The 25,821-nt window shown below is 41.0% G+C and carries 32 protein-coding genes, 1 tRNA gene and 2 riboswitches; of the genes, 24 read left to right on the top strand and 9 right to left on the bottom strand.

Features of this window, described 5'->3' with window-relative positions; all coding sequences use genetic code 11:
• Positions 1-56: 56 nt before the first annotated feature.
• The 6 genes from AKG37_RS01990 to AKG37_RS01965 all read left to right on the top strand — a co-directional run bounded on the left by AKG37_RS01990 (position 57) and on the right by AKG37_RS01965 (position 6,375).
• Entirely contained in the window at positions 57-260 is a 204-nt protein-coding gene (locus AKG37_RS01990; protein WP_060697749.1) for a YqgQ family protein, read from the top strand.
• Positions 261-273: 13 nt separating this feature from the next.
• Positions 274-1,227: an ROK family glucokinase gene (locus AKG37_RS01985; RefSeq protein WP_060697344.1), complete on the top strand. Its 954-nt coding sequence runs from the start codon at positions 274-276 to the stop codon at positions 1,225-1,227.
• A gap of 213 nt (positions 1,228-1,440) precedes the next feature.
• On the top strand, positions 1,441-3,360 hold the full coding sequence (locus tag AKG37_RS01980) for an LTA synthase family protein (RefSeq protein ID WP_060697343.1): 1,920 nt from the start codon (positions 1,441-1,443) through the stop codon (positions 3,358-3,360).
• A gap of 85 nt (positions 3,361-3,445) precedes the next feature.
• Entirely contained in the window at positions 3,446-4,570 is a 1,125-nt protein-coding gene (locus AKG37_RS01975) for a M14 family metallopeptidase (protein ID WP_060697342.1), read from the top strand.
• Positions 4,571-4,728: 158 nt separating this feature from the next.
• A complete protein-coding gene (locus AKG37_RS01970) occupies positions 4,729-5,982 on the top strand; it encodes an MFS transporter (RefSeq protein WP_060697341.1) in 1,254 nt (417 codons plus the stop codon).
• 78 nt (positions 5,983-6,060) lie between these two features.
• Positions 6,061-6,375, top strand: a complete 315-nt coding sequence (locus tag AKG37_RS01965; RefSeq protein ID WP_060697340.1) for an MTH1187 family thiamine-binding protein — start codon at positions 6,061-6,063, stop codon at positions 6,373-6,375.
• Between the two features lie 24 nt (positions 6,376-6,399).
• Here AKG37_RS01965 and AKG37_RS18370 read toward each other — a convergent pair whose 3' ends face one another.
• A complete protein-coding gene (locus AKG37_RS18370; protein WP_003217333.1) occupies positions 6,400-6,573 on the bottom strand; it encodes a DUF2759 domain-containing protein in 174 nt (57 codons plus the stop codon).
• 157 nt (positions 6,574-6,730) lie between these two features.
• On the opposite strand from AKG37_RS18370, the gene AKG37_RS01960 reads away from it, so the two are divergent.
• Positions 6,731-7,369 (top strand): MBL fold metallo-hydrolase, encoded by a 639-nt coding sequence (locus AKG37_RS01960; RefSeq protein WP_060697339.1) that lies wholly within the window; start codon positions 6,731-6,733, stop codon positions 7,367-7,369.
• Between the two features lie 248 nt (positions 7,370-7,617).
• Here the strand turns inward: AKG37_RS01960 and AKG37_RS01955 are convergent, their stop codons facing one another.
• A complete protein-coding gene (locus AKG37_RS01955; RefSeq protein ID WP_003217440.1) occupies positions 7,618-7,860 on the bottom strand; it encodes a DUF2626 domain-containing protein in 243 nt (80 codons plus the stop codon).
• Positions 7,861-8,072: 212 nt separating this feature from the next.
• Between AKG37_RS01955 and AKG37_RS01950 the strand changes: the two genes are divergently transcribed.
• Positions 8,073-8,453: a Spx/MgsR family RNA polymerase-binding regulatory protein gene (locus AKG37_RS01950; RefSeq protein WP_007501232.1), complete on the top strand. Its 381-nt coding sequence runs from the start codon at positions 8,073-8,075 to the stop codon at positions 8,451-8,453.
• Positions 8,454-8,508: 55 nt separating this feature from the next.
• On the opposite strand, the gene AKG37_RS01945 is transcribed toward AKG37_RS01950, so the two are convergent.
• Positions 8,509-8,579 (bottom strand) — tRNA-Gln (locus tag AKG37_RS01945).
• 94 nt (positions 8,580-8,673) lie between these two features.
• On the opposite strand from AKG37_RS01945, the gene AKG37_RS01940 reads away from it, so the two are divergent.
• The 9 genes from AKG37_RS01940 to AKG37_RS01900 all read left to right on the top strand — a co-directional run bounded on the left by AKG37_RS01940 (position 8,674) and on the right by AKG37_RS01900 (position 13,938).
• Complete coding sequence (locus AKG37_RS01940) at positions 8,674-9,549, top strand: STAS domain-containing protein (protein ID WP_060697338.1); 876 nt, start codon at positions 8,674-8,676, stop codon at positions 9,547-9,549.
• 177 nt (positions 9,550-9,726) lie between these two features.
• Positions 9,727-10,797, top strand: coding sequence for a competence type IV pilus ATPase ComGA (gene comGA, locus AKG37_RS01935; protein ID WP_078060957.1), 1,071 nt, complete (start codon positions 9,727-9,729; stop codon positions 10,795-10,797).
• Entirely contained in the window at positions 10,778-11,818 is a 1,041-nt protein-coding gene (gene comGB, locus AKG37_RS01930) for a competence type IV pilus assembly protein ComGB (protein ID WP_060697336.1), read from the top strand. The genes comGA and comGB overlap by 20 nt, the downstream gene beginning before the upstream one ends.
• A 16-nt stretch (positions 11,819-11,834) precedes the next feature.
• A complete protein-coding gene (gene comGC, locus AKG37_RS01925) occupies positions 11,835-12,128 on the top strand; it encodes a competence type IV pilus major pilin ComGC (RefSeq protein WP_008360227.1) in 294 nt (97 codons plus the stop codon).
• Positions 12,121-12,567 (top strand): competence type IV pilus minor pilin ComGD, encoded by a 447-nt coding sequence (comGD, locus tag AKG37_RS01920; RefSeq protein WP_060697335.1) that lies wholly within the window; start codon positions 12,121-12,123, stop codon positions 12,565-12,567. Before comGC ends, comGD begins: the two co-directional genes overlap by 8 nt.
• Entirely contained in the window at positions 12,551-12,865 is a 315-nt protein-coding gene (comGE, locus tag AKG37_RS01915; RefSeq protein WP_060697334.1) for a competence type IV pilus minor pilin ComGE, read from the top strand. The genes comGD and comGE overlap by 17 nt, the downstream gene beginning before the upstream one ends.
• Positions 12,852-13,304 carry a competence type IV pilus minor pilin ComGF gene (gene comGF / locus AKG37_RS01910; RefSeq protein WP_193391687.1) on the top strand — a complete coding sequence of 151 codons (453 nt, stop codon included), beginning with the start codon at positions 12,852-12,854 and terminating at the stop codon, positions 13,302-13,304. The genes comGE and comGF overlap by 14 nt, the downstream gene beginning before the upstream one ends.
• Positions 13,301-13,684, top strand: coding sequence for a competence type IV pilus minor pilin ComGG (locus tag AKG37_RS01905; protein WP_060697332.1), 384 nt, complete (start codon positions 13,301-13,303; stop codon positions 13,682-13,684). Before comGF ends, AKG37_RS01905 begins: the two co-directional genes overlap by 4 nt.
• Positions 13,685-13,743: 59 nt before the next feature.
• Positions 13,744-13,938, top strand: coding sequence for a YqzE family protein (locus AKG37_RS01900; RefSeq protein WP_060697331.1), 195 nt, complete (start codon positions 13,744-13,746; stop codon positions 13,936-13,938).
• A gap of 33 nt (positions 13,939-13,971) precedes the next feature.
• Here AKG37_RS01900 and AKG37_RS01895 read toward each other — a convergent pair whose 3' ends face one another.
• Positions 13,972-14,301, bottom strand: coding sequence for a DUF3889 domain-containing protein (locus AKG37_RS01895; RefSeq protein ID WP_060697330.1), 330 nt, complete (start codon positions 14,299-14,301; stop codon positions 13,972-13,974).
• A 252-nt stretch (positions 14,302-14,553) separates the two neighbouring features.
• Between AKG37_RS01895 and tapA the strand changes: the two genes are divergently transcribed.
• From tapA to tasA, 3 genes are read left to right on the top strand one after another with little or no spacing between them, the layout of a single operon-like run.
• On the top strand, positions 14,554-15,081 hold the full coding sequence (gene tapA / locus AKG37_RS01890) for an amyloid fiber anchoring/assembly protein TapA (protein ID WP_060697329.1): 528 nt from the start codon (positions 14,554-14,556) through the stop codon (positions 15,079-15,081).
• Between the two features lie 49 nt (positions 15,082-15,130).
• Positions 15,131-15,703: a signal peptidase I SipW gene (gene sipW / locus AKG37_RS01885; protein ID WP_060697328.1), complete on the top strand. Its 573-nt coding sequence runs from the start codon at positions 15,131-15,133 to the stop codon at positions 15,701-15,703.
• Between the two features lie 57 nt (positions 15,704-15,760).
• Positions 15,761-16,561 (top strand): biofilm matrix protein TasA, encoded by an 801-nt coding sequence (tasA, locus tag AKG37_RS01880; protein WP_060697327.1) that lies wholly within the window; start codon positions 15,761-15,763, stop codon positions 16,559-16,561.
• Positions 16,562-16,628: 67 nt separating this feature from the next.
• Here the strand turns inward: tasA and sinR are convergent, their stop codons facing one another.
• From sinR to AKG37_RS01865, 4 genes are all read right to left on the bottom strand, one after another.
• Positions 16,629-16,964, bottom strand: a complete 336-nt coding sequence (gene sinR, locus AKG37_RS01875) for a transcriptional regulator SinR (RefSeq protein ID WP_008360247.1) — start codon at positions 16,962-16,964, stop codon at positions 16,629-16,631.
• A 33-nt stretch (positions 16,965-16,997) separates the two neighbouring features.
• Entirely contained in the window at positions 16,998-17,162 is a 165-nt protein-coding gene (locus tag AKG37_RS18365) for an anti-repressor SinI family protein (RefSeq protein ID WP_077233674.1), read from the bottom strand.
• Between the two features lie 180 nt (positions 17,163-17,342).
• Positions 17,343-18,140 carry a YqhG family protein gene (locus tag AKG37_RS01870; RefSeq protein WP_060697326.1) on the bottom strand — a complete coding sequence of 266 codons (798 nt, stop codon included), beginning with the start codon at positions 18,138-18,140 and terminating at the stop codon, positions 17,343-17,345.
• A gap of 14 nt (positions 18,141-18,154) precedes the next feature.
• Positions 18,155-19,825: a DEAD/DEAH box helicase gene (locus AKG37_RS01865; protein ID WP_060697325.1), complete on the bottom strand. Its 1,671-nt coding sequence runs from the start codon at positions 19,823-19,825 to the stop codon at positions 18,155-18,157.
• A 250-nt stretch (positions 19,826-20,075) separates the two neighbouring features.
• Positions 20,076-20,183: riboswitch (glycine riboswitch) on the top strand.
• 3 nt (positions 20,184-20,186) lie between these two features.
• Positions 20,187-20,281: riboswitch (glycine riboswitch) on the top strand.
• 103 nt (positions 20,282-20,384) lie between these two features.
• Here AKG37_RS01865 and gcvT point away from each other — a divergent pair.
• Genes gcvT through gcvPB form a run of 3 tightly spaced genes read left to right on the top strand, consistent with a single transcriptional unit; the run spans position 20,385 to position 24,298 of the window.
• On the top strand, positions 20,385-21,482 hold the full coding sequence (gcvT, locus tag AKG37_RS01860) for a glycine cleavage system aminomethyltransferase GcvT (protein WP_060697324.1): 1,098 nt from the start codon (positions 20,385-20,387) through the stop codon (positions 21,480-21,482).
• 16 nt (positions 21,483-21,498) lie between these two features.
• Positions 21,499-22,845 carry an aminomethyl-transferring glycine dehydrogenase subunit GcvPA gene (gcvPA, locus tag AKG37_RS01855; protein ID WP_060697323.1) on the top strand — a complete coding sequence of 449 codons (1,347 nt, stop codon included), beginning with the start codon at positions 21,499-21,501 and terminating at the stop codon, positions 22,843-22,845.
• Positions 22,838-24,298 (top strand): aminomethyl-transferring glycine dehydrogenase subunit GcvPB, encoded by a 1,461-nt coding sequence (gene gcvPB / locus AKG37_RS01850; RefSeq protein WP_060697322.1) that lies wholly within the window; start codon positions 22,838-22,840, stop codon positions 24,296-24,298. Before gcvPA ends, gcvPB begins: the two co-directional genes overlap by 8 nt.
• Positions 24,299-24,342: 44 nt before the next feature.
• Here gcvPB and AKG37_RS01845 read toward each other — a convergent pair whose 3' ends face one another.
• Entirely contained in the window at positions 24,343-24,723 is a 381-nt protein-coding gene (locus AKG37_RS01845) for a rhodanese-like domain-containing protein (RefSeq protein WP_024718853.1), read from the bottom strand.
• A 220-nt stretch (positions 24,724-24,943) separates the two neighbouring features.
• Between AKG37_RS01845 and AKG37_RS01840 the strand changes: the two genes are divergently transcribed.
• Positions 24,944-25,780, top strand: coding sequence for a lipoate--protein ligase family protein (locus AKG37_RS01840; protein WP_060697321.1), 837 nt, complete (start codon positions 24,944-24,946; stop codon positions 25,778-25,780).
• Positions 25,781-25,821 lie beyond the last annotated feature (41 nt).

Below are 25,821 nucleotides of genomic sequence, written 5' to 3'. Positions count from 1 at the left end.
AGCGCATTTATGAATACGCTTATCCTATCTGGTGATGAGAAGAAATGGTGGAAACAATGAAAACGTTATATGATGTACAGCAGCTGCTCATGAGATTTGGAAATTATGTATATTTCGGAGATCGTGAAGTAGAATTAGAATTTATGGCAGACGAATTGAAGGAAATGTATACATCGGGCGTCATTGACCGAACCGAATTGTCAAACGCAATGACCATCCTTCAAATGGAACTAGCCAAATTAAATCGAAAAACAATGTGAAGGTGGAGGGCATATGACAGGGGATTGGTTTGTAGGGATTGATCTTGGCGGTACGACAATCAAGCTTGCGTTCATTAATTTATATGGAGAAATTCAGCATAAGTGGGAGATTCCTACGGATAAATCTGGGCAGACGATTACAGTCGATATTGCCAAATCAATTGACCATAAACTGGTTGAGATCAGTATGCCAAAATCAACACTTATTGGGATCGGAATGGGTGCACCTGGACCTGTAGATAAAGTATCTGGAATTGTCTATAAAACAACGAATCTGGGCTGGACCAACTATCCCTTGAAGGATCACCTAGAGGCAGAGACGGGACTTCCATCTGTCATTGAAAATGATGCGAATATTGCCGCACTCGGTGAAATGTGGAAGGGTGCAGGAGATGGTGCAAAAAATATCCTGATGGTGACACTTGGAACGGGTGTTGGCGGCGGCATCATCGTAAACGGTGAAGTTATTCAAGGGGAGACAGGTGCTGGCGGTGAAATTGGTCATATTTGTGCCGTTCCATTCCAAGGAGCACCGTGTAACTGCGGGAGAACAGGCTGTATTGAAACGATCGCATCTGCGACTGGCATCGTCAGGCTTGCAAAGGATCGATTAGCAGCCGAGCAGCAGACATCTTCACTTCGTCCGCTCACGCGGCTGTCTGCAAAGGATGTGTTTGAGGCGGCAGAAAACGGAGATGATCTTGCAATGCGTGTCGTAGAAGAAGTAACGACACATCTTGGACTTGTCCTAGCCAATCTTGCCAGTGCTTTAAACCCAACAAAAATTGTGATTGGCGGCGGTGTTTCAAAAGCAGGTGAGCTTCTTCGGTGTAAAGTAGAGCGTGTTGTCAAACACCATGCATTCCCGCCTTGCGCGGACGATGTCGAAGTAGTCATTGCATCACTCGGAAACGATGCGGGTGTCATCGGCGGTGCATGGATGGCAAAAAACAAATGGCTGTCTTGAACAAAAAAGTCATAATGATGTCATTTTTATTAAAAAAACCGATAGATGGGCATGAATTTAAAAGTTTAGCATATTCATAAGTTTGTCATGAGGAAAAAGACATTGATTTTCCAGCATATACAGGATAAGATATACTTTAGTTATTTTTGCAGAAGCACCAATAATTGGGGTGTATCCCCAGAGAAGGTGCGTGCTTAGCATAAGGAGGTTACAATGCGAAAGAAAAGATTAAAGGCGATTTCATTTTTACTGATTGCGACATTGCTAATGTGGGTCAAAACCTACGTTATCTATAAATCTAGCTTCAATATAAAAATTGAAAATTTCATGCAGGAGTTTATCCTGTTTATTAATCCGCTTAGCTTTCTCTTGTTTATCTTCGGTATCGGTTTATTTCTAAAAGAAAAAAATCGCAATCGATATATCATCGTGACGAGCTTTATCCTGACATTCATTTTGTTAGCCAACATTGTGTTTTATCGATTCTATAGTGACTTTCTAACCATCCCCGTCCTATTTCAAACAAACAATATGGGTGACCTCGGGTCAAGTATTACCTCTTTGATTGAACCAGTCGATTTTCTGATGTTCGTTGATATCATCATTTTAATTTGGCTCTATAAAAAACAGCCTTCCTTTAGAACAGATGTCACAGTTTCACGAAAAGAACGAGCAGCATATTACTTATTTGTGGCAGCCACTTTCTTCTTTAACCTTGGTTTAGCTGAAACAGAAAGACCAGAACTGCTTACTCGCTCATTTGACCGTGAGATGCTGGTGAAAAATATCAGCTTATATAACTTCCATATTTATGATGGGGTATTGCAATCGAAGCAGTCCGCTCAAAGAGCCCTTGCTGACAGCAATAGCTTAACGGAAATTGAAAACTATGTAAGCGCAAATCAAACCGACCGTAATGAAAAGACATTTGGTCAAGCAAAAGGACGAAATGTCATTTTAGTATCACTTGAGTCTACACAGAGTTTCGTGATCAATGAAAAATTAAATGGGAAAGAAATTACCCCGTTTTTAAACAAATTGATCAAGAAAAGCTATAACTTTACAAATTTTTACCATCAAACAGGTCAAGGGAAAACTTCTGATTCAGAGTTTATTGTAGATAATTCTCTTTATCCACTTGGAAGAGGCGCTGTGTTCTTTACAAATCCAAGCAATGAATTTACAGCGACACCTGAGCTGTTAAAGGATGAAGGTTATCACTCTTCTGTTATTCATGCGAATAACAAAAGCTTTTGGAACCGCGACCTTATCTACGATAGTTTTGGCTATGACAAGTTCTTCGATATTAAATCATTTGATGTGAATGAAGAGAACTCAGTTGGCTGGGGACTGAAAGATGGTCCGTTCTTTGAGCAGTCCGCTGAATTAATGAAATCAATCCCACAGCCTTTCTATACGAGATTAATTACATTAACGAACCATTTTCCATTTGATTTAGATGAAGAAGATAAGCTTATTGATGAATATGATTCAAAGAGCAAAACGCTAAACAAGTATTTCCCTACAGTGCGTTATCAAGATGAAGCACTTAAGCTTTTCTTCAAAAAGATGAAGGAAGCTGGGTTATACGATAACTCCATTTTTGTTTTGTATGGGGATCACTACGGAATTTCTGAAAACCATAACGAAGCGATGGGACAATTTTTAAATAAAGAGATTACGCCGTTTGAAGAAGTGCAGCTTCAAAAAGTCCCGTTTGTTGTACACATTCCAGGGGTAACTGATCAACATCCACAAGAAATTGATACGGTAGGCGGTCAAGTCGATATCCGTCCAACAGTACTGAACCTTCTAGGAATAGATACAAGTAAACAAATTCAATTTGGTCATGACCTTTTATCGAAAGATACGAATGACTTTACAGTCCTCCGTGATGGAAGCTTTATTACGAAGGACAGCATCTTTACAGATGGTGTTTGCTACAATAAAGAGACGGGCGAGCCAGCAGATGATAAAGCTGTTTGTCAGTCTTATGAAGAAAAGGCGAAGCAGGAGCTTCAATTCTCTGATCAAATCATCTATGGGGACCTCCTTAGATTTTATGACAGAAACAGCCCGGACCATTCACCATCCAAAAAAGAAGATAAAACGGAGCTGAAAAAGGCGTCCTAATATATGAGAAAACCTCTGCTATTTTAGAAGCAGAGGTTTTCTTTTTTTATGTGCCGGCTCATATAGTATGAGAGGAGGGATGTAGATGAAGACAACGTCGTTTGGAAAAATTGCATGGGAGCTGGATGAAGCGGGGAGGGATGGTGTGGCAAAGCGGCTTGGCATAGGTAAAGCGGCTTTTCATTTATCTAATCAAGCAAGCACTGATGACCTTGTTTTACCGGGATATAGACTTCCAGAAGGAGTCCATGTATTTGATTCTATAGGTGATGTGCAGAGATTCATTGCACCTTACAGGCTGCAGCAATCCGATGATTGGATCAGTGGGACCTTTGAATATGACAGTGCTCAATTAGAAGAAGAGCTGAGATGTTTGAAAGCGGCATTTCCTTTCCTTCATATCAGCGTTATTGGCCATTCAGTGCTTGATACACCTATTTATGAAATCCGAACAGAGCCTGTTCAGCATTTACATTCTATTCATCTCAATGCCTCTTTTCATGCAAATGAATGGATTACGACGTCTGTTTTATTAAAATGGCTGAAATCGCTTTGCTTAGCAGCGTCTGACCCGGTGCAAGCAAAACATTATGAAGCGGTTCATATCCTGCAAACCACCGCTTTATCTATTGTGCCAATGGTTAATCCAGATGGAGTGGATTTGGTTCGGAATGGTCCAGAGTCATTAGGTCTCAGAACTGAAGAATTCGCACCGCTAAATGGTGGGAATTCCGATTATCGGGAATGGAAAGCAAATATTCGGGGGGTGGATTTAAACAATCAATTCCCTGCTTATTGGGAGATTGAGTACTATCGTCATCAGCGAAAAGCGCCTTCCTACCGGGATTTTCCTGGTTATCAACCGTTAACAGAACCAGAAGCGAAAGCGATGGCAAATCTAGCGTTACGAAAACGATTTGACCGGCTGATTGCCCTTCATACACAAGGAGAAGAGATATATTGGGGCTTTCTTGGTCACGAGCCAGCCATCTCAAAAGAAACCGTCAAACGACTCGAACAAGTGAGCGGCTACAAACCGGTCCAATACCTCGACAGCTATGCCGGCTACCGTGATTGGTTTATTTATCAATGTCATAATGAGGGTTATACAGTCGAGCTTGGTCTAGGGAAAAATCCTCTTTCCATGAATCAATTTGATACGATCTATGAAAAAACAAAGCGTCTTTTATGGGAAGCGTGTAAATGTTAAAAAAAGCACCGAACAGGTGCTTTTTCATATTTGAAAAACAATCAATTGCTTATTGTCAATAAAAACAGTGTTGAAGGAATTGACGAAGACTTGCTTGTGAGCTATTGTGAAAGATATGGGTGTAAAAAAAAGGATATGTTTTGGGGAGATGTCGATCATTGAATGCTCAAAGCCTGTGGAAAAGGAATTTTACTTACTTATTTGTTTCTAAAATGTGTAAAATCACAGCGGATAGTTTATCTTTCAACTCTATCTTGTGGTTGTTGGTATTAGGCGGGAAAGGCGCTATAGGGACAGCTTTTTTTATTGCGGTCAGCTTTGTGCCTCAAGCGATTGTTGGGCCATTTATTACGCCCATGATGAAGCCGCATCAATTGAAATTTTGGATGTGTTTTGCTGATTTAACACGAGGAGCGATTATCCTTGTGATCGTAGTCGGTTACTTTTATGGCTTCACACCGCTAGTCCTCATCATTGGCTGTATGCTGCTGCATTCGGCGACTGGCGGCTCTTATGAACCGGCATCCGTTTCCATTATTCCAAAGCTTGTTCATGAGGATCTCATACAAAAAGCGAATGCAACCATCCAATCAGCAAGCCATGTGGTAAGACTTGTGACGGTAACCATTTGTGGTGTGATGATTGCATTTGTAGGGGTAGGGTATACAATGCTTGTGATTATTCCGCTTTACCTCTTGTCTGCTTTATTGGTTTTCATGATTACCTATCAAACAGAAGCTATTATGAATACAGCCAAAAAAGGATTATCTTACGGGAAAAGGTTAATTCGGGGCTTTTCACTTGTGAGAGGTCATCATATTTTGTTTCCATTAGCGATTTTTTGTGTCTGCTCAAACTTTGCTGCGGCACCATGGGAAGCATTGTCTGTTATTTATTTAACAGAAGACTTACATAGCGGGCCGGTCGTTTATTCTTTCATTAAAGTCACAACGGCATTAGGCGCATTTTTGATGGGATTTGTTTTGACAAAGGTAAAAGTGAATCGGTATGGATTGCTGTTTATAGGTGCTGGAATTGTTGATGGAATCGCCTTCTTCATCACAGGCATGAACGCATTATTGCCACTTGTATTTATATCAGCTTTTGCTTTAGGGGCAGCCATTAGTGCAGTCAACGTACCCGAACATACGATGATTCAATTGTCAGTAAAGGCAGAGGATCAGCCGCAGGTGTATGCGATCATCAACATGATATCCTACTTAATGATTCCGTTAGGCGCCCTCTTAGGCGGCTATATGGCAACACGATTTGGGTCTGGGTATGTCATTGCGGCGGGCGGCATCATTGAAGCTGTTTCAGGTATATGTCTGCTTCTGTTCACAAAGATTGGAAAGGTAGAGAGAGCGGACTTGACGATAGAACGAGACAAACCTTCGTTAAACGCAACGTAAGCATAGCGTGATGGAATGGGAATAGGTTACAATGAGGACGAGAAAACATGAGAATTCGATTGAAAGGGGCAAGAAACTTTGGCTATAGCAGACGTCACGATCATTCCAATAGGTACTGAAACACCAAGTGTCAGTGCTTATGTAGCAGATGTACAACGAATTTTAGAGGGCTTTCAACAAGAAGGGAAAATCAAATATCAATTAACACCGATGAATACGTTAATTGAGGGCGAATTATCCGTTTTATTTGAGGTCATTCAGCGCATTCATAAAGCTCCTTTTGAAAAGGGACTGCACCGGGTAGCAACCAATATCCGCATCGATGACAGACGTGATCAAACCACAACACTTACAAGCAAATTAGAAAGCGTCAATAAGCATTTGAATCAATAAAAAAAGCCTGCTATATGCAGGCTTTTAATGTGCTGTTGGATAACCGCTATAGATGATGGTCATGACAGTGAACCATCCAAAAACCAAAAATGTAGCGCCAGCAAAAGCGATGGCAAGTACGTTCACTTTTTTAAGTGAGCGATAGATGCCGAGCGCAGCTAAAATCGTGACTAGACCAAAAATAATGACGAGCATCATATGAACGTCCCCCTTTGTCATCAATCCCCTTGATTTCCTTTCTTTTCATTTTAACCGTTTTCATAAAGCTTGTCGAGTAGATTCCAGTTGACGATTGTTTGAATTTTTTTTGAATAGCCTTCATAATAAAAAAGAATGAATAAAGTAGGTGATGAAAATGAATTGGAGAAGAATGCCACTTGGCTATGTACAAGCAAATGCATATATTTGGAAGAATGAGCAAGGAGAATGCTTAATTTTTGATCCAGGCGGTGAAGCACAAAAGCTGATTTCATATATAAAAGAAAAACAGCTCACACCGCTTGCTGTCTTATTAACACATGCTCATTTTGATCATATTGGTGCGGCAGATGAGGTGCGCGAAGAGTGGGGAATTCCGCTATACGTACACGAAAATGAAAAAGAATGGCTTACGAACGCTGAATTAAACGGTTCAGCTCGATTGATTGGGAATGGCATTACGGTCAAAGAAGCTGAAAAATTGATTACGCAAGAAGGAACGCTTCAAATTGGATCATTTACATTAGACATGTTCCATACACCTGGGCATTCGCCCGGCAGTGTGTCTTACTACTCTGCCGAAGAGGGATTTGTTATTTCTGGTGACACGCTATTTGCAGGTGGCATAGGGAGAACAGATTTAGCAGGCGGCAGTCAGGAAGTGCTGCTTCAATCAATCCATAACAAATTATTGTCATTGCCAGAATCCACGCTTGTTTTAAGCGGACATGGCGGGGAAACCACTGTGCTTACGGAGCAGGAACAAAATCCGTTTATTAATGGATTTTCTCTTTAAACAAGGCATAAAAAAAGCATCTCTTCTAAAGAGATGATCAGCGTGTAGACAAACCCTCGCATTCTTTGTCAGTCTTGCGCGCTGGTGCTCACGAATCTTATATTCGCTCCGCGCCAGTGCTCGTCCTTCCTCGACTTCAAAGGTTTTCTATCACGCTGAAAAAAAGGAAGACAAAGGGCTAAAATAAAAAACATTTTAGCCCTTTGTCAACAATCGGAGCATCTCTTCTAAAGAGATGCTTTTTTCAATTAATGTCCGGTACCGGGAACCATGATGAAAATCGAGTAATATGTAAATCCGGCAAAGAAAATCGTCAAGTACGCTCCGAAAATGTAAATATACATTCTTTCGGATAAATTCAAGTAGGATAAAAATACAAAAAGAACGGTTTGACCGAAGAACAGCAGCGATGCATCTTTCATATGTCCTAAATAGAACATGACAGCAAAAATACCCGTCCAAAAGCCAAGCACGCGGAACATGCGATTCATTTCTTTCCCTCCCCTTAAAAAAACCCCTTTGATTCATATTATAGCCGATCATTACTTGTTATGTAAACATTTACATTTTTGACAACGTGTGAACATTTTTTTGAATGTAGAAAAAAATTTTTTGAAAAAAAGATGAAAAAGTGTTTATGCCGAAATACATGAGGGTACTTACTCCATAAGAGAAAAGGTTAACGACCTAAGGAGGAAGACTAATGAGTGACATTACTTTTTATTCATACCCAAGCTGCACGTCTTGCCGCAAAACAAAACATTGGTTAAAGGCGAATCAAATTGATTTTAAAGAGCGTCACCTTTTCAGAGAAACACCAACTCTAGATGAATTAAAAAAGATTCTTTCTCTAACAACAGAAGGAATGGATGAAATTTTAGCGACACGAAGTCAAGCTTTTAAAAGCTTAAATTTAAATATTAACGACTTAAAAGTAAATGAGGTTCTTCAGCTTCTCATTGAAAAACCAAAGCTGCTCCGAAGACCAATCATCATTGATGGAAATAAATTAGTGGTTGGCTATAATCCCGGGGAACTCATGAAAATATCAAAGAAAAAAGCAATTCATCAATCGGTATCCTAATAAAAAACGAAGATCAGCTGAAACATGCTTCAGCCGTCTTCGTTTTTGTGCTGAACTGGGCTAGCTGGGTTCGAACCAACGATCACGGAGTCAAAGTCCATTGCCTTACCACTTGGCTATAGCCCAATATCAAACGTATAATGATATTGTTTACCATCTGCGGTCATTTATACATAAAAGTTATATGTCACTAGTAGTGAAAAAGGAGCGAAAGAAGTAAATGAAAAATGAGAAATCAAAGCAATTATACGAATTTATCCTAAAAGAAGCCCCTGTCATGACCGAAGAATGGCTAAAGACAAGAACTGAAAAAGGCTCATTATATTCTATACATGCTTCAGAGGAAACGGAAAAGAAGCTGAAGGAACAGAACACAGCGTTTATTCAAACCATTGCAGCAACGCTTGTGACGCTATCAGACAAAGTAGAAAACCATTTGAAAAAGTGGTCAGTTGATATTGCGCGTGATCGAGCAGTGCACGAGGTTCCTTTATATGAAATCATTGGACAATTTAAGATATTCCGCCAGATTTTCTGTTCGAGAATTGAGAAATTCACACAAGAAACAGAGCTTGTAGTGACGCTGCAAGATGTGTGTGGATGGAATCAGCATTTTCACGCCACATTTGATGATATGATTGAACGTTTATCAGAAGAATATGATCGAGTAACACTCAGTCAGCTCAATGCACAAAGAGAGATGATTCAAGAACTGAGTGCTCCTGTTATTCCAGTATCAAAGGAAATCGGGATTTTGCCGCTGATCGGCGAGATTGATACATACCGGGCCAAAATCATTCTGGAATCCGTATTAGAACAGGCATCGAGACTGCGTCTGACGCACTTATTCATTGATATATCAGGCGTACCAGTTGTTGATACGATGGTGGCTTATCAGCTATTTAAAGTGGTGGATAGTGCGAAGCTTTTAGGAATTGAGACAATTATTTCAGGCATCCGCCCAGAAATTGCTCAAACGGTCGTGAAATTGGGCATTGATTTCTCAAAAGTAAATACTGAGCATAGTCTTGCAAAAGCGTTAGAAAAAAGAGGATTTCGTATCTTTGAAGAGCAGCCGCAAGAAGCCACATCATGATCAAAAAACCTGTACTTGTAAAAGTCAGGTTTTTTTGTATGCTCTTTACTAAAAAATGCTGTGATACATCGTGAGTTGATTGTTTTCGTGCTTGATTAGTCATGAAAATAATAAAATGCTCTTTTGTGATTTTGGTTTCTCCATCTTACAATGTGGTCAGAGAAAGGAGTGAACCACTTGTATGGTATTGAATATTTGGGACAAGAGCTACTAGAAGAAGCGTGCCGCATGAGGGCATCAGATGTGCATATTGTGCCAAAAGAAAAGGAAGCTTCGGTCTCTTTCCGTGTAGACTCTGATTTAATCCAGCAGCGTACCATTGATAAAAAGAGAGGGGAGCGGCTCATTGCCCATTTTAAATTTTTATCTTCTATGGATATCGGGGAAAAAAGGAGACCGCAAAATGGCTCACTGGCTGTGAAATTAAGAAGCTGTCAAGTGTTTATTCGGATGTCAACCTTGCCGACTGTGAATGATGAGAGCTTAGTGATTAGAATTTTACCGCAGGATCATGTTCCAAAAATAAAACATTTGTCATTATTTCCGAAAGCCTCTGCCAGATTATTATCATTTTTGAATCACTCACATGGACTCATTTTATTTACTGGGCCAACAAATTCAGGAAAAACAACAACATTATATTCATTGATTCAGTTTGCAAAAAAGAATTTTAACCGAAACATTATTACCCTTGAAGATCCTGTAGAAACAAGAAATGAAGAAGTGTTACAGGTTCAAGTAAATGAAAAAGCCGGCATCACGTATGCCGCAGGGTTACGCGCTATTTTGAGGCATGATCCAGATATGATTGTGCTTGGAGAAATAAGAGATGCTGAAACGGCCAGAACGGCGATTAGAGCAGCACTGACAGGTCATTTAGTGCTGAGTACGCTTCATGCAAAAAATGCAAAAGGAGCCCTTTACCGCATGCTTGAATTTGGTGTCACGATGAATGAACTCGAACAAACCATGGTTGCGATTGCTGCTCAGCGATTAATTGAGCTCACATGTCCTTTTTGTGGGGAAACCTGTCAGCTTTACTGTAAACTAAATCGGCCTGTCAGACGAACAAATGTATTTGAATTGCTTTTCGGAAAGGAGCTTGGGGAGTGTATAAAAGAGGCCAGAGGAGAATATATTCATTCGTCATATGAAACACTGCAAAGATTAATTCGTAAAGGAGTGGCACTCGGCTATCTATCGAAAAACACATATCATCGCTGGGTTTATGAAGAAGCGAGCCTCTAAAGTATGGTCTAAACAGGCCCAAGCCGAATGTCTATCAAAACTGGCTCAATTGATTCAGGCTGGATATACATTAATTGAGGCATTAACGATGGTGAATATCCAGTTATCGAAACAACAACAGCAGCAATTAACACGAGGTATTCAGTGGCTGCTCAAAGGAGAGCCTTTTTATGTGGTACTAGAGAGACTCCATTTTCAGCGGGAAGTGATCGCCATCCTTTCTTTTTCTGAGAAGCATGGGAGTCTAGCCCGTGCTCTAGAACAAAGCGCCCGTTTTTTAGAGAAAAAAATCAAACAGCTAGACACATTTAAACGTATGTTACGTTACCCGCTCTTCCTCATCTTTACGGTTTTAACCGTGCTGATACTCGTTCAGCAAATGATCATTCCTCAATTTTCTGTTTTATACTCATCGATGGATACCCGCATGTCATGGCTGATTCAAGGGATGTTTGGACTTTTTCAATTTCTTCATGCTTTTCTGCTCATCATCGCCTGTATGTGCATCTGTCTTATCGGGTATTATGCTTTCTTTTTTAGGAAAAAGTCGACCCTTGAGAAACTAAAGGTGATGAGCAGACTGCCCTTTTTATACAAAGGGATGCAGATGATGCATACGTATCTTTTTTCTCTTCAGCTAAGTGGGCTGCTCCATGCTGGATTATCGATGTATGAAAGTTTGCGGGCTTTTAAACAGCAAAGCTACTTACCCTTTCTTCAAGAAATAGGTGAACAAATGATTGAAGAGTTAAGAAAAGGAGAAAGCATGGCGCATCAAGTAAAGGAATCTCCTTTTTTCGAAAAACATTTTGCATCTGTGATTAAGCATGGTGAAGCCAGCGGAATGCTTGCAAGAGAAATGTACACGTATAGCCAATTCCTTTTAGAGAATGCAGAGCTGAAAATTGAAAAATGGATGTCTTGGCTGCAGCCGGTGATATATGGTGTGACAGCACTTCTTATACTCATCGTGTATTTATCTATTCTTTTACCAATGTATCAACTAATGGAGCAAGTGTAAGAAGGAGGACAGAGACATGAATGATAAAGGATTTACCCTACTAGAAATGTTAATTGTCATGCTCGTGATTTCCATTCTTTTACTCATTACCATCCCGAATATCACACGTCATCACCAATCAATTCAAGCAAAGGGCTGTGAAGGGCTTAAATCAATGGTCAGCACTCAAGTGATGGCATATGAATTAGAGCATGATGGGAAGACACCATCTTTGGCTGAATTAGAAAAAGAAGGCTATGTCAAAAAGGGATTAACTTGTCCTAATGGAAAAGCGATTGTCATTCAAAACGGCGACGTGAAACATGAATAAATTGCTTTCGCATGAAAAGGGCTTTACCCTCATTGAACAGCTGATGATTCTCCTTGTTTTATCAGCTTTACTGTCGATGATAGGAGGAAAAATTCCCAATATCATAGAAAGCACTGAAGCCAAAAGACAAGTTAATATGATGAAACAAGATCTCCAATTGGCTGCTTATGCAGCATTTATCAAAAAAACACGAGTGCATGTTGAGATCCATCCGCCACAAGTATCTTATCAGGTAATCGATCAAAAGAGTGGCGAAGTCCTTGCTTCTTATCAGCATAAAAAGGGGAGCATCAAGGCTTCTACATTTCCGCAAGGAATCTATTTTAATGTAAACGGACATCCAAGCAGCGGCGGATCTCTCATTGTCAAATTTGGCAGTCAAACGTATAAACTCACCATTTATTTAGGAAGCGGGCGAATCCATGTTCAAAAACAATAGAGGGTTTAGTACATTTGAGACGCTGTTTGCTTGTCATCTCTTTCTATTTGCTGCCCTTGTGCTCATGCCAGCCTATGAAAAACTCATGATGGGGAAAAAGGAAATAAGAGCTAAGCTTGAAGCTTATCAGGTCTTGCATGAACAGATGAATGAAGCGTTCATAGATGGTACAACATCTTCTGTCAAAAAGAAAAGAGGCGAGATCACGTATGTACTCAATTGGCGTAATCAGAAGGGGTGTGTTTCATACAAAGTACAAAAAAAGCAGACGATATGCTTTCAACATGTGGAACGATGAACAAGCTTTTACTCTTGTACAAGCTTTGTGGCAATTGAAGCTATTTCTGTTTCTTTCTCTTGGCTGTGTGCTGCTCTTTTCAGCAGCAGAGAAAGCCCATCCATTTGAAGACATCAACCGCTTTTCACAAATGGAGTGGAAACAGACTGTCCTGCAATTAGATGAGGAATTAAGTCGTGCAACTGCTGTTCATTCGGTGAAAGGAGGAGAAGCGTTAGAATATATGTCCGATCAAGGGCGAGTGGTAACCATTGAGCTATACAAAGAGATGCTTCGAAAACGAACGGATCAAGCTGGACATCTTCCTTTACTGCAAAAGGTGACACAATTCCGTGTGAGAACGAGCCAGCATAGAACTATCCTTAAAGTCACAGATGAATCTGGTAAGGTGTATGAAGCCGTTTTTTTCACATATAAAGGGGTGGTTCCTACATCGTGAAAAGAGAGGAAGGGTTTATCTATCCACATGTGCTTGCTGCGATTCTATTTTTCCTCTTAATTTTAGGATCGATAACGATGGGGTTTCAAAAAGAGCTGAAAAGTGCAGAGCTAACGATTTCTTTTTATCAAAAACAGCAGCTTTTTAGGGTGGGTGTAAGTGAAGCTGTCAGCACAGTCAAACGTATTTGTGAAAAGCAGAAGATCCATATTGATACTGAAGAAGGTCGTGTGACACTGAAGCGGATGAACTGTGATCAAAAGAAACAGCATGTCTTCGTTTTAGTGAGTGTGAAAACAAAGGACGGTTTATCGGATGAAAGGGAACTGATGCTGGATTGGAGAACTGGTGAAATCATGAAATGGGCAAACCCTGATTAGCTAGTGTATAAAATCATCCTCTTCCTGGTAACACTTGAAGAAAGAAGAGGTGAGTGTGCTTGAAAACAAATGACTATGTAAAATATATGACGCAGGAAATTATTAAATATATGAATACCCCACGTGACGAACGGAAGGAACACAAACAAGAAAAAATAGAAACGAAACCTCCATTTTCACAGCGTTTATTTGGGGTTCTGCCGTTTGGCTTCTCCATGATGCTAAAAAAACGTCAGCGACACCGACGAAAGTAAAAAGCCGCCAGCAGGCGGTTTTTTTATGCACCTTTAGCTGTATTCCTCTACAACAATTACTTTATTGACCTTGTTTGAGTAAGGGTTATAGGAAATGGTGACAAATACCCCAAATTCCTTGGTATTGTCTTTTAACGTAATATGATACTGTTTCACAGATTCCTTATCACGATGCCGGTCCCATACTTTTTGTTTAAATAGGACTTGTGCCAGCGGGTACCTCTTCTTTGCTTCTTTGACTGCCCGAGTTTCCCATTGATCTGCGGCGGCAACAGTGAAACTATCCGCATCCGCAGGTTTGACGTTTTGAAGCAAAGGGCCCAGCAGTAAACTGAGCATGATAATGATTGTTCTATATTTCATTTCACATCACCTCACCTATTATTATTCTGACCAAATCCTCCATTTTTATGTAAGTTTTTAAGAAGTACAAATGTCACACAAAAAAATATTGAATATGGCGAAAGAATGAGAAAATGGAAGAATTTTCTCGTAATGGTTCTTGTTTAAGAACAAATTGGACTAATTTGGCGTTTTGGGTTTTATAGGTATTTCCTTATACTGTATGTAATCGTTCTTTTTAAAGAACAACTGTTCAAGGAGTTGAAGGGATTAATGAAACAGCCGCTCTTTGTACTCTTTTGTACCATTTGTTTGCTTTTGACGTCTTTGCTCATGACACCGACGAACGCCTCTTTTAACGATGTTGAGCACACAAACTTTGTCATGAGAACATGTACTCAATTTGAACAGACAGACAAGCATTGTCAGCCTCTAAAATGGGATCGAAGTCAATTAGATCTCATCGATCAAACGATAATCAAAGGAACAGTTTGCGCACCTCAAAGGCTAAGCATGACACTAAAAAATAGTGGACAGCCTATCGCGCACTCTGAATGGAAGTGGGAATTACATAAATTGGAAAGTGATCAGAAGCCGTTACAAGATGGTCATGTTCTTGAAAAGGGCTCTATACAGTCCCTCTTGTCGAAAGAAACGACAACTGTCACGACAGATAAAGCAAAAACAAATGGAATCTATGCTTTTAAAATCTATTATCCTGAAGGATTTGGCGCATCTGATAAGTCTTACTTTTGGTCTAAACAGATGCAGCTCTCAAAGTGTGAAGAAAAGGCGTCCTAAATAGAGCGTCTTTTGGATGAAAAAATGATAGGCGAAGGGGAGAATAGTCATGAAAAAATGGATGAAAATGTCTGGGAGTATTCTTTATGTGTTGGTGTTCACGATGATGATTGCCTGTATTATTGTCGTGTTGTCATCGAGAACAACAGGAGGAGATCCTCAAATTTTCGGTTATCAATTGAAGGAAGTATTATCTGGATCGATGGAACCAGAATTTTCAGCTGGGTCACTGATTGTCGTAAAGCAGGTGGCCTCGCCTGAGAAGCTCAAAAAAGGTGATATTATCACGTTTCAAACGAAGCAGGAACAGTCCTTTGTGACCCACCGCATTATTGGAGTAAAAGGAAAGGGAGCAAATAAAGCTTTTGAGACCAAGGGTGACCACAATATGTATCAGGACGGTACGCTCGTAAAAGCGGATCAAGTGACTGCGCAGTATATGGGAGTGAACATCCCTTATGCAGGAAAGCTTCTTTCGTATGCAGGGACATCAGCAGGAACAGCTTTGCTGCTCATTATACCAGGTGTGATGCTGCTCGTTTATTCAACAATTCATTTTGTGGGCGCAGCAAAACATCGTAGACACAAAGCTGATTTACATATGTCAGAGGAACAAGCTTAAATTCTCGTTTGTAACCTAATTAGGTTTCAATAAAACAATTTATTAGGGGGTTTATTCATGGCAATGAAAAAATCAATTCGTTTAGGTGTTTTATCAGGGGCTTTAGGTCTTGCATTAATCGGCGGGGGAACATGGGCGGCGTTTAATGATATTGAAAAGGCAAACGCGGTCTACTCGACAGGAGAGCTGGATTTATCTGCTAAAGAGAACTCTGGCGCCATCAACCTTGCGAACTTAAAACCTGGAGATCGAATCAAAAAAGAATTTCATTTTGAAAATAAGGGGTCACTTGCGATAAATCAAGTGCTGATGAGTCTTGATTATAGCCAGTTTACAGATGGAAGTTCCGCAAAGAATGGCGGTAATAATACAGCTGAAGAATTTCTCAGTCAATTTCAGGTAAGTGTTCTGACGGTTGGAGCCGAAGGTGGAAATGGTTATCCAAAAAATATTATTTTAGACGATGCAAACCTGCTTGACTTGCATCAATTAACGTCAAAACAGGATCAGACCGCATTTGATAAGCTTCGTCATGCCGTCGATGAGAAGTTTTTACATGAAAGTGGAAAAATTAATGTAGCAACTGTTGATGGAACAGTGGCTCCAGAGTATGACGGCATTCCAAAGAATCCGTTTGATTACGATAAAATGGAAATGACCATTGAATTTGTTAATGACCAAACGAAGGATAAAGCGGGTCAATATATCCAAAATAAATACCAAGGCGATGCGATTCAAATTGATCTTTCCTTCGAAGCGACTCAGTGGAATGGTTTAACGATCAATCCAAATAAGCATACGGATGAAAAAGGCTACGTGAAAGAAAACGAAAAAGCACACAGCGAAGATAAAAAATAAAGACAGTCTTTAGACTGATATCAAGGTCTGCATAGCAATTGGAGGAGTATGCGCTAAAACGTGCGCTTTACTCCTCTTCTTGCTTTTTTTTCCAGATTTGATAATCTAAAAATTCACGAAATTGCTTTTTCGAAACCCCTGATGTCATTGCATCTCGAACTAGTTTTTCCCATTCACTATCTAATTGACCATCGTATTCGGTTTCATCTTTTTCGTTTAAAAGTGTATGAACCGAGACGTCCAGAACAGCGGAGACTTTTTCAAGAAATTGAATGGAGGGGTTTGTTTGCAAGTTTCTTTCTATTGAGCTTAAATAAGACTTCGCTACCCCAGCCTTTTCGGCCAGTTCTGATAGTGAGTAGCCTTTTTCATTGCGGTATTGTTTAATACGCTGGCCAATCAATGTCATCACCTTCCTTTCGATATTATAGCACATTCAGAAAGGTTTGATAGAATGACTTCTTACCAGAGGGGTTGACTCAGAGGACTTTTCATTTGATTTGAGGAATTGACGGACTTCTTCGACTGTTAGTCCTGCATTGCGGGCTTTGCGTAATAATTGAACCCATTCACTGTCTAATTTGTTCGTTTTCTTTTCCATACAAATACCCTCCTAAAATACTGAATGATGTATTTCAGGCACTTAACGCATGAAATGGAAAGACAAAGGTGGTAAGACCTCATAGTTTGCTTGCGTCATGTTTCCGCCCAATACAAACAGACAAACTGTGCTTTAGACTGATCGAAAATTGTATGTCACATAAAAGGGAGGGACCATGAGTCAACCTCCTCTTTTTTGCTGTAAGTAAAAAAGACCCCCATTTTCAATCGTAAGACTGATTTTTGGTTCGTATAAAGTTTTGAGTGCTTGTCTTTCTATTTCATATTCTACAGATGTGTCTGAAGTCCCTTCATAAAATTGGTTTAAAAGTTCGGAGTCTTCTTTCCATTTTTGAACAGCTCTCACTGCCCAATCGTTCGGTTCCTCATAGGCATAACGCTCCATTAGGCTATAGAGCCGTTTGACTCCGCTTTCTGGTTTAATCATTGTACTCATCGTAAAGCAATAATCGGGAATTTGAGACGACAGCTCACGAGTTTCCAGCTTTTCTTGAAATTGTTCAATGACTTCTCCGCGTATGAGGTGAAGGCCTAGTGATAAAAGCTTATCCTTTTTCCGATCTGCAAGGTAAGAAATTTTTACATTGAGACCCAGCCACGGCTCAAGTGCGATTTGGTTGTTTGTGAGCGGGCTGACTCGTTCATAAAGCCGGATAAAACGGCCCTGTTGTTTGACTGCCTCAAATATTTGAAATAATCGAGGGGAGCCGAAGTGAATAAATTCACCACTGGCCGCATCACCAGCTTTTTTTTGATCTGTGATGAAAGTCAGTTGCCGCGGTTCAGGGATACCGCCAGTTTTTTCAAGCCAGTGCCAGTAAAAAGGGCGGTTCATAATCAATTTATCCATTTCAGTTGTCAGCTGTACGGTCATATGTCCTGCACTTTCTTCTAATATGCTGCATTGATTCGCCTGGAAGAAACGGAGAAGAAAGGTGTGAATGTCATGCTGCTCCATTGATCAACTCTCCTTTATGAGCCTTGCTGTCTTTTTTCTAAAAGTGGTGTCTGAGCTTCTGTTAAATAAGAAGCAAACTGGGTTAATTTCTTTTTCATGTCTCCATCCGATTCATGCTGGAAGAGAATCTGATGCAATTCTGTTTCGGCATCATTTATATCAATCTTTGTTAAAATATCATCTAAATCGCCTATGACGTTTTCAAACAGCTGAATTTTTTCATATAAAAGCTTTAAAATATGTTCCTCAACGGTTCCGTTCGTTGCCATATTGTAAATGTGGACATCCCGCTCTTGGCCAAGACGGTGGATACGTCCAATTCTCTGTTCTAAACGCATCGGGTTCCAGGGAAGATCATAGTTGATGATTTGGTTACAAAACTGAAGGTTAATTCCTTCGCCGCCAGCTTCTGTCGCTATTAACACTTGCGCCCGTTCTCTAAATAAATCTTTCATCCAATCTTTTTTGCCCCGCTTAAAGCCGCCCCGAAAAGGAACGGAGCTGATGCCATTTTGCTGAAGAAACCATTGTAAATAAATTTGTGTCGCGCGGTATTCGGTGAAAATAATGACCTTTTCATTTAACTGCTGAATGAGCTTCACCACTTCAAGCGCCTTAGAGTTTTGCTCAACTTGGTTGATTTTCTCCATGATTTGCGCTATAGCAGAAGATCCTAGAATATGTTTTTCTTCTTCTTGCATTTTTTTAATTGTCATATACACCGCCTCACGGCTGGAACAGCATTCTCGTTCTAAGGTCATAATGGAAAACATGTGCTTTGTATAAGACGGATTCTCTTTCAGCTTGCAGATTTCATCATACAATGCTTGTTCTGTTGGAGAGAAATCAATGGAAATTGTTTTGACATGCCGTTTTGTCCACTCGATGCCAGTGTCCTCTCTTCGGTTACGAATCATGACTTTATTGACTAGCTGTTTTAATCGATCATGGTCTTCAAGCTGCAAGTCTTTTTTGGCAAAGGCATCTTTAAACTGATGTTCATTTCCCAGGTGGCCTGGCTTCAGAAGGGAAACGAGATTAAATATTTCCCCGATTCGGTTTTGAATAGGTGTCGCTGTCAGCAGCAGACAGAACTTCTTATTCAGGTTTCTCACAAATTCATAGTTTTTCGTTTTATTGTTTTTCAGTTTGTGTGCTTCATCGATAATAACCATATCGTAGGCAATCGATAAAATCGTGTCTCGATGCGGCTGTCTTTTGGCTGTATCAATGGAGGAAACGACAACGTCACATTGCTCCCACACATAGCTCTTTTTTTGTTCAACAGCATCAATATAAAATTTCGTCCGCAGCTCCTGTACCCACTGAGACACAAGGGAGGCAGGGACGAGAATGAGAATCTTTTTGGCAAGTCCACGAATCATGTATTCTTTCATTATGAGTCCTGCTTCTACGGTTTTCCCAAGTCCCACTTCATCAGCCAGAATGGCTTTCCCATTCATCTCTTCTACGACTCTTCTGGCTACTTCGAGCTGGTGCTTTAAAGGCGTGAATGCAGGTAGGTGCGCGGGAGCTTGCAGCCCTTCAAATGAATCAATGGCTGTGATGTTTTGAACCTGCGCCGCTAAACGATACATATCCCAGTTCGCCCAAGGGCCGTCTGCAGAAAGCCGCTGCTGAAATTCACTTGCCCATTCCTGATCAAAAATCGTTTGAATATTCAATGTGACCGCCTGCCTTTCTAGTAGGGTTCTAATGAAATTGTTCTGTTTTCAAACGCTTCATTTTTTTATAGGTCTTTAAAAGACTAGATATATGAATAAAAGCGAACGATATTGAAAGATTATTTTAAAAATGTTAATGATTTTTATGTTGCTCTTCATCCATTTCTAGTGGTAGGATGTTGGTAAGTGATCTAGAGAATAAGTCACCCATTTTGATAGTATGTCCAATAAATGTGAAGAATATGAGCGGATGATGGTATGGGGAGAGACTTGGCGGTTATTTTGCACTGACAGGCGCCGAAGGAGCAAGCTGAATGGATTCAGTGAATCTCTCAGGCAAAAGTACTCTTACCGGACGCAACTCTGGAGAGTGTTTGCTCAAGGGTTTTAGCAAACCACCAAAGGGGAAAGCGCACAATGATATTGTGCTGTAAACTTTCAGGTGCAAGGACAGAGACTTCTTTTTGATAAAAGGGAGCGCTCTGTCCTTTTTTGCTGTGATTTTTTCTGAAAATTCAGCTTGTCATCTGCACTGTAAGAAAAAAGGGGGAAACGATTGATGTTGAAACGAACACCGCTTTTTCATGCGTATGAAACGTTTGGCGCAAAAACCATTGACTTCGGGGGCTGGGAATTACCTGTCCAATTTTCTTCCATTAAAGAAGAACATGAAGCTGTTCGAACAAAGGCTGGGCTTTTTGATGTGTCTCACATGGGTGAGGTGGAGGTTAAAGGTCAAGATGCCCTTCCTTTTTTACAAAGGTTATTAACCAATGATGTGTCTAAGCTGACAGACGGTAAGGCACTATATACAGCCATGTGTTATGAAGATGGCGGAACGGTAGATGACCTGCTCGTCTATCAAAAAGAAAAGAATGACTATTTGCTTGTCATCAATGCATCAAATATCGAAAAAGACGTGGATTGGCTCTTTAAGCATCAAGGTGAAGATGACGTATTGATCAAAAATATGTCCGATCAAACCGCCTTGCTAGCGTTTCAAGGACCTCTCGCTGCTGACATCATCAAAGAGGTGGCAGATGAAGAGGTGACATCCCTTAAGCCATTTACGTTTTTATCAAAAGCTGTGATCGCAAATAAAGAAGTGCTTGTTTCCAGAACAGGCTACACAGGAGAAGACGGTTTTGAAATCTACTGTCAGTCAGAAGATGCCGTCCATCTTTGGTCAGCTTTATTAGAAGCAGGGCAGCCAAAAGGATTAATACCGTGCGGACTCGGTGCACGTGACACCTTGAGATTTGAAGCAAGACTCCCGCTTTATGGTCAGGAGCTGACTAAGGAGATCTCTCCATTAGAAGGCGGTATTGGTTTTGCTGTCAAAACGGATAAAGAAGCTGATTTTATCGGAAAAGCCGCACTCAAAAAACAAAAAGAAGAGGGACCGAAGCGAAAGCTTGTCGGCATTGAAATGATCGATAAAGGAATTCCGCGTACTGACTATCCGGTCTTTGCAGGAGAAAAGCAGATCGGGGTTGTTACAACGGGCACACAATCCCCAACATTAAAGAAAAATGTCGGGCTTGCTTTAATCGAATCCTCAGAGGCAAAGCTTGGGGCAGAGGTGGAAGTTCAAGTTCGCAAAAAACGTCTAAAAGCCAAAATCGTCGCAACACCATTTTATAAAAGAGCCAAATAACGAGGGGGAATAGAGGATGAAGCATAGGTATTTGCCGCAAACAGAGCAAGATCAAAAAGATATGCTGGATGTCATCGGCGTTCAGTCGATTGATGAGCTTTTTTCAGATATCCCAGAGAAGGTCAGATTCAAAGGAGCATACAACATCAAAGAAGCCGCATCGGAAACAGAGCTTCTAAGAGAATTGTCCCGATTAGCTGCAAAAAATAAGGATACAGTTTCCTATGCATCGTTTCTTGGTGCAGGTGTATATGATCATTATCAGCCTGTCATTGTCGATCATGTCATCTCGCGTTCTGAATTTTATACAGCGTATACTCCTTATCAGCCTGAGATATCCCAAGGTGAACTGCAAGCCATCTTTGAATTTCAAACAATGATTGCTGAGCTGACTGGTATGGACCTTGCCAACTCCTCGATGTATGATGGCGGGACGGCACTAGCTGAAGCGGCGATGCTGGCTGCGGGTCACACAAAGCAGAAAAAAGTGGTTGTTTCTGAAACGGTTCACCCTGAATCAAGAGCGGTACTGAAAACATACGCCAAAGGACAAAACATTGAAGTTGTTGAAGTACCTGCGAAAAAAGGGCAGACCGATTTAGCTGCATTGGAAAAGGCTGTCTGCGATGATACTGCAGCAGTTCTTGTGCAATATCCAAGCTTCTTTGGTGTAGTCGAGCCGTTAAAAGACATTGAACCTATTGCACATAAAGGAAAAAGCCTGTTCATTGTCTCTAGTAATCCACTCGCACTCGGGCTATTAACACCACCTGGAAAACTTGGGGCAGACATTGTTGTTGGTGATGCACAGCCGTTCGGTATTCCGGCAGCTTTTGGCGGACCGCATTGCGGGTATTTTGCCGTGACGAAAAAATTAATGAGAAAAGTGCCAGGTCGTTTAGTCGGACAGACAGAGGACGAAAATGGGGTTCGTGGATTTGTGCTGACCCTTCAAGCACGTGAGCAGCATATTCGAAGAGATAAAGCGACGTCAAATATTTGCTCAAACCAAGCATTAAATGCGTTAGCCGCTTCTGTAGCCATGACTGCACTTGGAAAAGCAGGTATCAAAGAGATCGCCTATCAAAACGTACAAAAAGCCCACTATGCCAAAACGCAGGCAGAAAAATATGGTTTGAAGGCTGATGTAGAAGGGGCCCATTTTAATGAATTTGTGATCAAGTTACAGGAGCCTGTGAAAGAGGCCAATAAACGATTGCTTGAAAAAGGAATCATCGGTGGATACGACTTAGGGCTGGACTATCCAGAGCTTCAGCATCACATGCTTGTAGCTGTGACAGAGCTAAGAACAAAGGAAGAAATTGATACGTTTATAAAGGAATTGGGGGATCGCCATGAATAAACAAGATCAGCCGCTTATTTTTGAATTATCCAAAGTAGGAAGAATTGGGTACAGCCTGCCTGATTTAGATGTACCTGAACAGGAGATCCCGTCTTTATTTGATGAAACGTACATTCGTCATGAGCATGCTGAGCTTCCTGAAGTTTCTGAGCTTGATATCATGCGTCATTATACCGCATTATCAAGACGCAATCATGGGGTCGATTCCGGATTTTACCCTCTTGGCTCTTGTACGATGAAATATAATCCGAAGATTAATGAAAAGGTCGCACGCCTTGCAGGCTTCTCGCAAGTCCATCCGCTACAGGAGGCAGACACTGTGCAAGGGGCATTAGAATTGCTGTATGACCTAGGTGATCACCTAGAAGAAATTACGGGAATGGACGCTGTGACCTTGCAGCCTGCGGCAGGAGCACACGGCGAATGGACGGGACTTATGATGATCCGCGCGTACCATGAAGCAAGAGGAGATCATGAGCGTACGAAGGTCATCGTACCTGATTCTGCTCATGGAACGAACCCGGCATCTGCGACAGTGGCTGGATTTGAAACCATTACGGTTGCGTCTGATGAAAACGGGCTTGTTGATTTAGAGGATTTACGCCGTGTTGTCAATGAAGAAACAGCTGCTTTAATGCTTACAAATCCAAATACACTTGGGCTATTTGAAGAAAATATTTTAGAAATGGCGGAAATTGTTCACGGAGCTGGCGGTAAGCTTTATTATGACGGAGCTAACTTGAATGCCGTTTTAAGCAGAGCAAGACCGGGGGATATGGGGTTTGATGTCGTTCACTTGAACCTTCATAAAACCTTTACAGGCCCACACGGAGGCGGAGGTCCTGGTTCAGGTCCTGTAGGTGTGAAAAAGGATTTGATTCCTTACTTGCCAAAGCCGGTGCTTGTGAAGAAGGAAGGGCGTTATTACTTTGATGATGATCGTCCAGAATCAATTGGACGCGTGAAGCCATTTTACGGAAACTTTGGCATCAACGTCAGAGCATATGCGTATATCCGCTCTATGGGACCAGACGGCTTAAAGGCTGTAACTGATAATGCGGTGTTAAATGCGAACTATATGATGCGCCGCTTAAGTGCTCATTACGATTTGCCGTTTGATCGTCACTGTAAGCATGAATTTGTCCTTTCAGGTAGACGTCAGAAAAAATTAGGTGTGCGGACACTGGATATTGCCAAACGATTACTTGATTTTGGCTACCATCCGCCAACAATCTACTTCCCGCTTAATGTAGAGGAATGTATCATGATTGAACCGACTGAAACAGAATCGAAAGAAACGCTTGATGCATTCATTGAAGCAATGATTCAAATTGCCAAAGAAGCAGAAGAGAATCCTGAAGTGGTACAGGAAGCGCCGCATACAACGGTTGTGAAACGAATGGACGAAACAAAGGCCGCTCGGAACCCTGTTCTCGTTTATGAAAGAAAATAAAGAAAAAAGACTCAGGGGGAATGATGCTCCCAGAGTCTTTTTTGTTAGTTCTTCGTTTTAATGCGGCCGCCCCATTTTTTAAAGCCGCCTTTTAAATTATAAATCTCACGGCAGCCGTTTTTACGTAAAGTTTGGGCTGCTTTACCGCTTCTAAGGTTGTTTTGGCAATAGAGATAAACAGGCTTGTCAGGACGTATTTCATTTTTGCGCTGCTTTAGTTGGGAAAGAGGGATATTTCTTGCCCCTAAAATATGTCCGCCTTCAAACTCATTTGGCTCTCTCACATCAATGAGTTGAGCTTTGCGGTAACCTTTAATAAATTCTGCTTCCGTCAGCGTTTTCATAATGCGCTGCTGATAAATGTAGCTGCCGATGGAATAAAGAACGAAAAGTCCACAAAGTGAGAGGACGATATAGTTGAATATTGACAATACAACTCGACTCCTTCTTGAGCATCAGCACAGTAGCCTGTCTGATGGTACGTTTTAGACAAATACTATTATAGTAAAGCAAAAGAAACTTGTCATCATAAATGGGAAGAATTATTTTCAATTCCTTCCCTATTTGATAGACTGATGAAGAGAGAAAACCGGTGGTCACGACCATCATCTAACATTGACTACGTAAAAGAGAAGGGATTTTTATATGCAAAAAGAGAAATGGTGTTTCATTGATTCAGGAAACCAAGACCCTGCCTTTAACATGGCAATGGACGAAGCTTTGCTTTATTGGCATAGCGAGAAGCTTATCCCACCTGTCATCCGCTTTTATGGATGGAATCCGGCGACATTGTCTGTTGGGTATTTTCAGAACGTTGAAAAAGAAATCAACCTAGAAGCCGTCAAACGCTATGGTCTTGGTTTTGTCCGCAGACCAACCGGAGGACGGGGGGTACTTCATGACCAGGAGCTGACCTACAGCGTCATTGTGTCAGAGGAACATCCAGAAATGCCTGCAACGGTGACAGAAGCGTACCGCGTCATTTCAGAAGGTATTTTAGAGGGCTTTAAAGAGCTGGGACTCGATGCATATTTTGCCATTCCTCGTACTGATAAAGAAAAGGAAAGCTTAAAAAATCCAAGATCATCTGTATGCTTTGATGCCCCTTCGTGGTACGAGCTTGTTGTTGAAGGCAGAAAGGTAGCAGGCAGTGCTCAGACGAGACAAAAAGGTGTCATCCTCCAGCATGGCTCTATTTTAATTGACCTCGATGAGGACAAATTGTTCGATTTGTTCCTTTATCCAAGTGACCGGGTAAGAGAGCGGATGCAGCGAAGCTTTAAAAACAAAGCGGTCGCTATCAATGAAATCTCAGACCGAACATGTACAATTGACGATGCACGTACTGCGTTTAAAAGAGGGTTTGAAAAAGGGTTAAATATTGAGCTTGTACCTTATGAGCTGACAGATGAAGAATTAGCGTTTGTCCATCATCTCGCCAAAACGAAATATGCCTCAGATGATTGGAATTACAAGCGTTAAGACGAGGGACACTCCTTGTTTTTTAATGAGCGATGGTGTAG

The organism is Bacillus australimaris (assembly GCF_001307105.1).
Classification (GTDB): Bacteria; Bacillota; Bacilli; order Bacillales; family Bacillaceae; genus Bacillus; species Bacillus australimaris.
Note: the sequence above shows the minus strand (reverse complement) of the source record. Positions and strands in the feature narration are given on the sequence as shown.